This is a genomic window from Pseudomonas sp. FG6, from assembly GCF_057809015.1.
This window is the reverse complement of sequence record NZ_JBMDJD010000070.1, coordinates 1-6,433: the sequence shown is the minus strand read 5'-3', so window position 1 is coordinate 6,433 and position 6,433 is coordinate 1. Positions and strand designations below refer to the sequence as shown.

At 60.6% G+C, this 6,433-nt stretch carries 7 protein-coding genes; 4 read left to right on the top strand and 3 right to left on the bottom strand.

Annotation, left to right across the window (positions count from 1 at the left end):
* Positions 1–68: 68 nt before the first annotated feature.
* Positions 69–929 carry a MurR/RpiR family transcriptional regulator gene (locus ACODSJ_RS24515; RefSeq protein WP_489104197.1) on the bottom strand — a complete coding sequence of 287 codons (861 nt, stop codon included), beginning with the start codon at positions 927–929 and terminating at the stop codon, positions 69–71.
* A gap of 196 nt (positions 930–1,125) precedes the next feature.
* On the opposite strand from ACODSJ_RS24515, the gene zwf reads away from it, so the two are divergent.
* The 3 genes from zwf to ACODSJ_RS24500 are packed head-to-tail and all read left to right on the top strand — an operon-like array spanning position 1,126 to position 3,978.
* Positions 1,126–2,595: a glucose-6-phosphate dehydrogenase gene (gene zwf, locus ACODSJ_RS24510; protein WP_489104196.1), complete on the top strand. Its 1,470-nt coding sequence runs from the start codon at positions 1,126–1,128 to the stop codon at positions 2,593–2,595.
* On the top strand, positions 2,582–3,295 hold the full coding sequence (pgl, locus tag ACODSJ_RS24505) for a 6-phosphogluconolactonase (RefSeq protein ID WP_489104195.1): 714 nt from the start codon (positions 2,582–2,584) through the stop codon (positions 3,293–3,295). The genes zwf and pgl overlap by 14 nt, the downstream gene beginning before the upstream one ends.
* A gap of 17 nt (positions 3,296–3,312) precedes the next feature.
* Positions 3,313–3,978, top strand: a complete 666-nt coding sequence (locus tag ACODSJ_RS24500; protein WP_489104194.1) for a bifunctional 4-hydroxy-2-oxoglutarate aldolase/2-dehydro-3-deoxy-phosphogluconate aldolase — start codon at positions 3,313–3,315, stop codon at positions 3,976–3,978.
* 229 nt (positions 3,979–4,207) lie between these two features.
* Here the strand turns inward: ACODSJ_RS24500 and ACODSJ_RS24495 are convergent, their stop codons facing one another.
* The gene (locus ACODSJ_RS24495) at positions 4,208–5,395 is read right to left on the bottom strand and encodes an aminotransferase class V-fold PLP-dependent enzyme (protein ID WP_489104193.1); all 1,188 of its coding nucleotides are present in this window, start codon (positions 5,393–5,395) and stop codon (positions 4,208–4,210) included.
* A 17-nt stretch (positions 5,396–5,412) separates the two neighbouring features.
* Positions 5,413–5,649 carry a DUF3820 family protein gene (locus ACODSJ_RS24490; RefSeq protein WP_489104192.1) on the bottom strand — a complete coding sequence of 79 codons (237 nt, stop codon included), beginning with the start codon at positions 5,647–5,649 and terminating at the stop codon, positions 5,413–5,415.
* Positions 5,650–5,854: 205 nt separating this feature from the next.
* Here ACODSJ_RS24490 and ACODSJ_RS24485 point away from each other — a divergent pair, with 205 nt between their 5' ends.
* Positions 5,855–6,319: a PA2169 family four-helix-bundle protein gene (locus ACODSJ_RS24485; protein ID WP_489104191.1), complete on the top strand. Its 465-nt coding sequence runs from the start codon at positions 5,855–5,857 to the stop codon at positions 6,317–6,319.
* Positions 6,320–6,433 lie beyond the last annotated feature (114 nt).

The window sequence follows — 6,433 nt, the reverse complement described above, 5'->3', positions numbered from 1 at the left end:
GAGCAAGCTTGCACCGGGCGGCGATCCGACGAAGGCGGCCTCTCAGGCGGCCAATATTCTGGATTGAATCAGTTGAACTCATCCCCAATCGGATACCGGCTGGCGTTGAGACTTTCTTTGATCTTGCGCAGGTGCGGTTGGAAGTCCACGCCCCGGCGCAGGGTCATGCCGGTGGCGAGCACGTCCAGGACGGTGAGCTGGATGATCCGCGAGGTCATCGGCATGTAGATGTCGGTGTCTTCGGGCAGCGGAATGTTCAGGCTCAGGGTGCTGGCCTTGGCCAGGGGCGAGCCTTCGGCGGTCAGGCCCAGCACCGAGGCACCGTTTTCCCGGGCGATGCGCGCCACTTCCACCAGCTCGCGGGTCCGGCCGGTGTAGGAAATGATCACGAACAGCTCCCCGGTGTGGGCCACCGACGCGATCATGCGTTGCATCAGCACGTCGGCGTGGGCGGTTACGGCCAGGTTGAAACGGAAGAACTTGTGCTGGGCGTCCAGGGCCACTGGCGCCGAGGCACCGAGGCCGAAGAAGTGGATCTGCCGGGCCTGGATCAGCAAGTCGACGGCGCGACTGATCAAATTTGGATCGAGGGCCTGGCAGGCGCTGTCCAATGAGGCAATGGCACTGCCAAAGATTTTCCGGGTGTAGGCTTCCGGGTTGTCGTCGGCTTCCACGGCGCGGCTCACATAGGCGGCGCCGCTGGCCAGGCTCTGGGCCAATTGCAGCTTGAGTTCGGGGTAGCCGCTGACGCCGAACGAGCGGCAGAAACGGTTGACCGTGGGTTCGCTGACCGAGGCAGCCTGGGCGAGGGCGGCGATGCTGTAGCGGGTGGCCTGCTGCGGGTTGAGCAGGATGATCTCGGCCACTTTGCGTTCGGCCTTGTTCAGGTCTTCAAGGCGACTCTGGATCTGTTCCAGTAAATTTCGCACGCGGTCCATACAAGATTCCTAGAAAGACGGGTCTTTGATACGACCCTTTGCGGTGGCCTATCCTACTGATGGCTCCGGCGGACCACCACTCGGAATCGACATTTTCGAAAAATGTTGTGGTTATTACTACATTTTTCCTTGAGTGATGCCTTGAAAAAAGGTATTTGTAGTTTAACTTGATAAAAGAACAAACATCATGCCTCCGATTACGGTAGAACCGTGCACCTTTGCCTTGTTCGGCGCTTTGGGCGATCTGGCCTTGCGCAAGCTGTTTCCTGCTCTCTATCAACTCGACGCCGCCGGCCTGCTGCATGAGCAGACGCGCATCCTCGCGCTGGCCCGCGAGGCGGGCAGCGAGCAGCAGCACCTGGCCTATATCACCACCGAGTTGCGTCGCTTCGTCGGCGAAAAGGATGTGGATGCGGCGGTGCTCGAACGCTTCCTGGCTCGGCTGAACTACCTGCACGTGGACTTCCTCAAGGCCGACGATTACGTCGCCCTGGCCGAACACGCCGGTTCGGCCCAGCAGGTCATCGCCTACTTCGCGACCCCGGCAGCGGTGTACGGCGCGATCTGCGAGAACCTGGCGAAGGTCGGCTTGAGCGAGAAGACCCGGGTGGTGCTGGAGAAACCCATCGGTTCGGACCTGGAGTCGTCGCGCAAGGTCAACGACGCGGTGGCGCAGTTCTTCCCGGAGAACCGCACGTATCGCATCGACCACTACCTGGGCAAGGAGACGGTGCAGAACCTGATTGCGCTGCGCTTCGCCAACAGCCTGTTCGAAACCCAGTGGAACCAGAACTACATCTCCCACGTGGAAATTACCGTGGCCGAGAAGGTCGGTATCGAAGGCCGCTGGGGCTATTTCGACAAGGCCGGTCAGTTGCGGGACATGATCCAGAACCACCTGCTGCAGTTGCTCTGCCTGATTGCCATGGACCCGCCGGCCGACTTGTCCGCCGACAGTATCCGTGACGAAAAGGTCAAGGTCCTCAAGGCTCTGGCGCCGATCAGCCCGGAAGGCCTGACCACCCAAGTGGTGCGTGGCCAGTACATCGCGGGTCATAGCGAAGGCAAGGCAGTGCCGGGTTACCTGGAAGAGCCCAATTCCAACACCCAGAGCGACACCGAAACCTTCGTCGCGCTGCGTGCCGACATCCGTAACTGGCGCTGGGCCGGTGTGCCGTTCTACCTGCGCACCGGCAAGCGCATGCCGCAGAAGCTGTCGCAGATCGTCATTCACTTCAAGGAACCGTCGCACTACATCTTCGCCCCCGAGCAGCGCCTGCAGATCAGCAACAAGTTGATCATCCGCCTGCAGCCGGATGAAGGCATTTCCTTGCGCGTGATGACCAAGGAGCAGGGCCTGGACAAGGGCATGCAATTGCGCAGCGGTCCGTTGCAACTCAACTTTTCCGACACCTACCGCAGTGCACGGATTCCCGATGCCTACGAGCGGCTGTTGCTGGAAGTCATGAACGGCAATCAGAACCTGTTTGTCCGTAAAGATGAAATCGAAGCCGCGTGGACGTGGTGTGACCAGTTGATCGCCGGGTGGAAGAAATCCGGTGATGCGCCCAAGCCGTACGCGGCCGGGTCCTGGGGGCCGATGAGCTCCATCGCACTGATCACGCGGGACGGGAGGTCATGGTATGGCGATATCTGAATTGAAACTGCCACAGGGCGTCAGCGCCCTCGAATTCAAGAGCCCGGTGTTGCTCGCTGAAGGCTTGGCGTTGAAGGTGGCCGAGCAGTTGCGCAATGCAATCGAGGCGCGGGGTACGGCGGTGCTGGTGGTGTCCGGCGGTCGTAGCCCGGTCGCATTTTTCCAGGCGCTGGCCAAGCAGGCGCTGGACTGGTCGAAGGTGCTGGTGAGCCTGGCTGATGAACGCTGGGTGCCGGTCGAGCATGCCGACAGCAACGCCGGCCTGCTCAAGCGTTACCTGTTGCAAGGGGCTGCGGCCAAGGCCCAGTTCCTGAGCCTTTACAGTGCCAGCGCCAACCTGGAAGCGGCGGCCGAGCAGGCGGATCGCTTGTTGGCCGAGCTGCCGTCCATCGACGTGCTGGTATTGGGCATGGGCGATGACGGGCACACCGCCTCGCTGTTCCCCGACAGTCCGAACCTGGCCCAGGCCCTGGACGCCAACGGCGCTCGCCGTTGCTGGCCGATGCTGGCGCCGACCGTGCCGCACCAGCGCTTGACCATGAGCCGTGCCTTGCTGGCTTCGGCGAAACACAAAGTGCTGTCGATTTCCGGCGAGTCGAAATTGACCACCCTGAACGCTGCGGTGGCCGGTGACGACGTCGCCGAAATGCCGATCCGCGCGTTTTTGCAACCCACGTTAGAGATTTACTGGTGCCCATGAACCAAGGATCAGCCGCTATGACAAAGCCATCCCCGACCGTTTCCATGGCGGACAAAGTTACCTTGATCGACAGCCTCTGTGCCAAGGCGCGGATCCTGCCGGTGATCACCATCGCCCGTGAACAGGACATCCTGCCACTGGCCGATGCCCTGGCCGCCGGTGGCCTGACGGCGCTGGAAGTGACCCTGCGTTCCGAGTACGGTCTCAAGGCTATTCAGGTGCTGCGCGAGCAGCGTCCGGAACTGGTAACCGGTGCCGGCACGGTGCTCGACCGTCACATGCTGGCGGCTGCCGAAGCGGCGGGTTCGCAGTTCATCGTCACGCCGGGCATCACCCGGGACCTGCTGGAAGCCAGTGTCCAGAGCCCGATTCCGTTGCTGCCGGGTATCAGCAATGCGTCCGGCATCATGGAGGGCTACGGCCTGGGCTATCGCCGCTTCAAGCTGTTCCCGGCGGAAGTCAGCGGTGGCGTCGCAGCCATCAAGGCCCTGGGTGGTCCGTTCGGCGAAGTGAAGTTCTGCCCGACTGGCGGCGTGGGCCCGGCCAACATCAAGAGCTACATGGCGTTGAAGAACGTGATGTGCGTGGGCGGGAGCTGGATGCTTGATCCGGAGTGGATCAAGAACGGCGACTGGTCCCGCATCCAGGAATGCACCGCCGAGGCTTTGGCGCTGCTGGACTGATTGCTTTACCGAACCTTCGTTGGGTGATCTACGGTTTTACGGTGCGCTTGGTCGGCGCACCGTTTTTTTTGCCTGGGTTTTAGCTCTGAATCTATTCCGTGGCGAGGGAGCTTGCTCCCGCTGGGCTGTGAAACAGCCCCATCAAGCTGAAGGGGATCGGTCTGATACCCCGAGGTGATTGTCGTGGGGCTGCTGCGCACCCCAGCGGGAGCAAGCTCCCTCGCCACAACTATGTTCGATTCAAGGCAATCAATGCCTCAGTCAACCGCTCGATATCACTCGCCAGGGTAGTCAACCCCGGCGTAATGCGAATGCACGGCCCGACGCTGGTGTTGCGTACCACGGTGAAGATGCCGTAGTCGTCGAGCAGTCGATTGGCCATGGCTTGTTGGTCTTTGTGCGCGGTGAAGCGCATCGAGGTGATGCCGCAATACAGCCGCGGATCGTCCGGGGTCATGACTTCGATCCCCGGTTCATCCCGCACGGCGCTCACCCACAGGTCCCGCAAGTAATTGAGCCGCGGCCCTTTGGCCCGCGCGCCACCCAGGGCCCGGTGCTCTTCGAACACCAGGGGCAGGGTCAGCAGGGCAGGGATGTTGGGGGTGCTGTGGGGGATTCGCGAACGGATGTCGGTCGCTGGGTAATGGCCTTCGTCCATGTCCGGGTCGATGTCGGCCAGCCGATGGGGCGCGATGTACAAAAAACCCAGGGCAAGGGGGCCACCGATCCACTTCTGCAGGTTGAACCCGGCAAACTCGATGCCGAGTTTCTTCAAGTCGAAATCGATCTGGCCCAGGGCATGGGCGCCGTCGAGGATGATGTCGACGTCAAATTCCCGGGCGGTCTCGGCAATGGCCTTGACCGGCATCACCAGCCCGGTGAGGTGGTTTACATAGGTCAGCGCCATCAGCTTCAGGCGGGGGTAGCGAATGAACGCTTCGCGATAGGTGCCGACCAGACTCTCGAAACTGGCGGGATGTTGGTGGACCAGTTCGATGACCTGCGCGCCACGCTGGCGGGCGAGCCAGCGCATCGCGCTTTTGACCGAGGCGTATTCCAGGTCGCAGATCAGGACCTGGTCGCCGGGCTTGAGGCCGTTGTAGTTGCGGATCAACGATTGCAGGGCGTCCACCGCGCTGGTGGCCATCGCCACCGAGTGGGAGGGGGCCTGTATCAATTGCGCGACCTGTCGACGAATGGCCTCGCCATGATCGCGGTCGAAATGCTGGCGCACATACACCGAGTTGCCGCGGTTGATGAACTCGATGTTGCGCTGGTACTCCTCGACCACAGTCCGGGACATGCGGCCGAAGTAACCGTTTTCCAGATTGAGCGGTTCGTCGGGGTCGACATCGTAGCGGCCGACAAAGGTCTGCCAGAAAGCTTCATCGTGGGCGCGCAGCGTGTTCTCGGGCATGGTGAGGGCTCAATCAGTCAGGGGCGAGGCTTGGGTTTGCCATGTTTGGCGCGCAACGGGTCGAGCAGGTCCGACAGGCCGTTGTGATCGATCTCCTGCATCAATGCCAGCAAACCACCCAATTCACCGTGGGGAAAACCCTCGCGGGCGAACCAGTTCAAGTATTGACCGGGCAGGTCGGCCAGAATTCGGCCCTTGTATTTACCAAAGGGCATCTGGTGCGTGACCAGTAACTCAAGTTTTTGCGGATCCATGACTCATCATCTGTTCGGAAACAGCCTGGAAAAATACAGGCATTCTGCATGCAGGCCAAATGACAGATCATGCAAATACCACGGATACAGATTTGCGCTTTTAAATTAAATAATTGATTTATATATAGTTTTTATTGGATTTGGTCTGGCACGACCGATGCAATATCCCTTGCAGGTTTTCATTCACCCGCAAAGGAACTGAAAAATGACTGATATCAACAAAGAATCCATCTCCGTCCTGAACGACCTGATCGAAACCAGCAAGGATGGTCAGGAAGGCTTCAAGACCTGCGCCGAAGACATCAAGCACCCTGAACTCAAAACCCTGTTCGTCGCGCGTGCGGCAGACTGTGCCACGGCCGCTGCCGAGCTGCAGGCTGCGGTTCGTTCGCTGGGCGGCGATCCGGAAACCTCGACCAGCGTGGCCGGTGACCTGCACCGTCGTTGGGTGGATGTGAAGTCCATGTTCACCGGCAAGGGCGGGGAAGCGGTGCTCAACGAAGCCGAGCGCGGTGAAGACCATGCGCTGAAGGCCTATCGGGAAGCCATCGAGAAGATCAACAAGCACAACCTGTTGGGCATCCGTGACCTGGTCGAACGCCAGTACCACGGGGTGCAACGCAACCATGACCAGGTCAAGGCCCTGCGTAACCAGGCCAAGGCCAGCTAAACAGCCGACCCACAAAAAACGCCAGCTTGCTGGTGTTTTTTTATGGCGGGTTATGGCGGGGAACTCAAATTGAAGGTGAACCCTGTTGTGGGGGGGGGGGGGGGGGGGGGGGGG

Excerpts from the sequence above, each read along its gene's own strand:
- zwf (WP_489104196.1), top strand. The coding sequence starts at position 1,126 with ATGCCTCCGATTACGGTAGAACCGTGCACCTTTGCCTTGTTCGGCGCT.
- pgl (WP_489104195.1), top strand. The coding sequence starts at position 2,582 with ATGGCGATATCTGAATTGAAACTGCCACAGGGCGTCAGCGCCCTCGAA.
- ACODSJ_RS24500 (WP_489104194.1), top strand. The coding sequence starts at position 3,313 with ATGACAAAGCCATCCCCGACCGTTTCCATGGCGGACAAAGTTACCTTG.
- ACODSJ_RS24495 (WP_489104193.1), bottom strand. The coding sequence starts at position 5,395 with ATGCCCGAGAACACGCTGCGCGCCCACGATGAAGCTTTCTGGCAGACC.
- ACODSJ_RS24490 (WP_489104192.1), bottom strand. The coding sequence starts at position 5,649 with ATGGATCCGCAAAAACTTGAGTTACTGGTCACGCACCAGATGCCCTTT.
- ACODSJ_RS24485 (WP_489104191.1), top strand. The coding sequence starts at position 5,855 with ATGACTGATATCAACAAAGAATCCATCTCCGTCCTGAACGACCTGATC.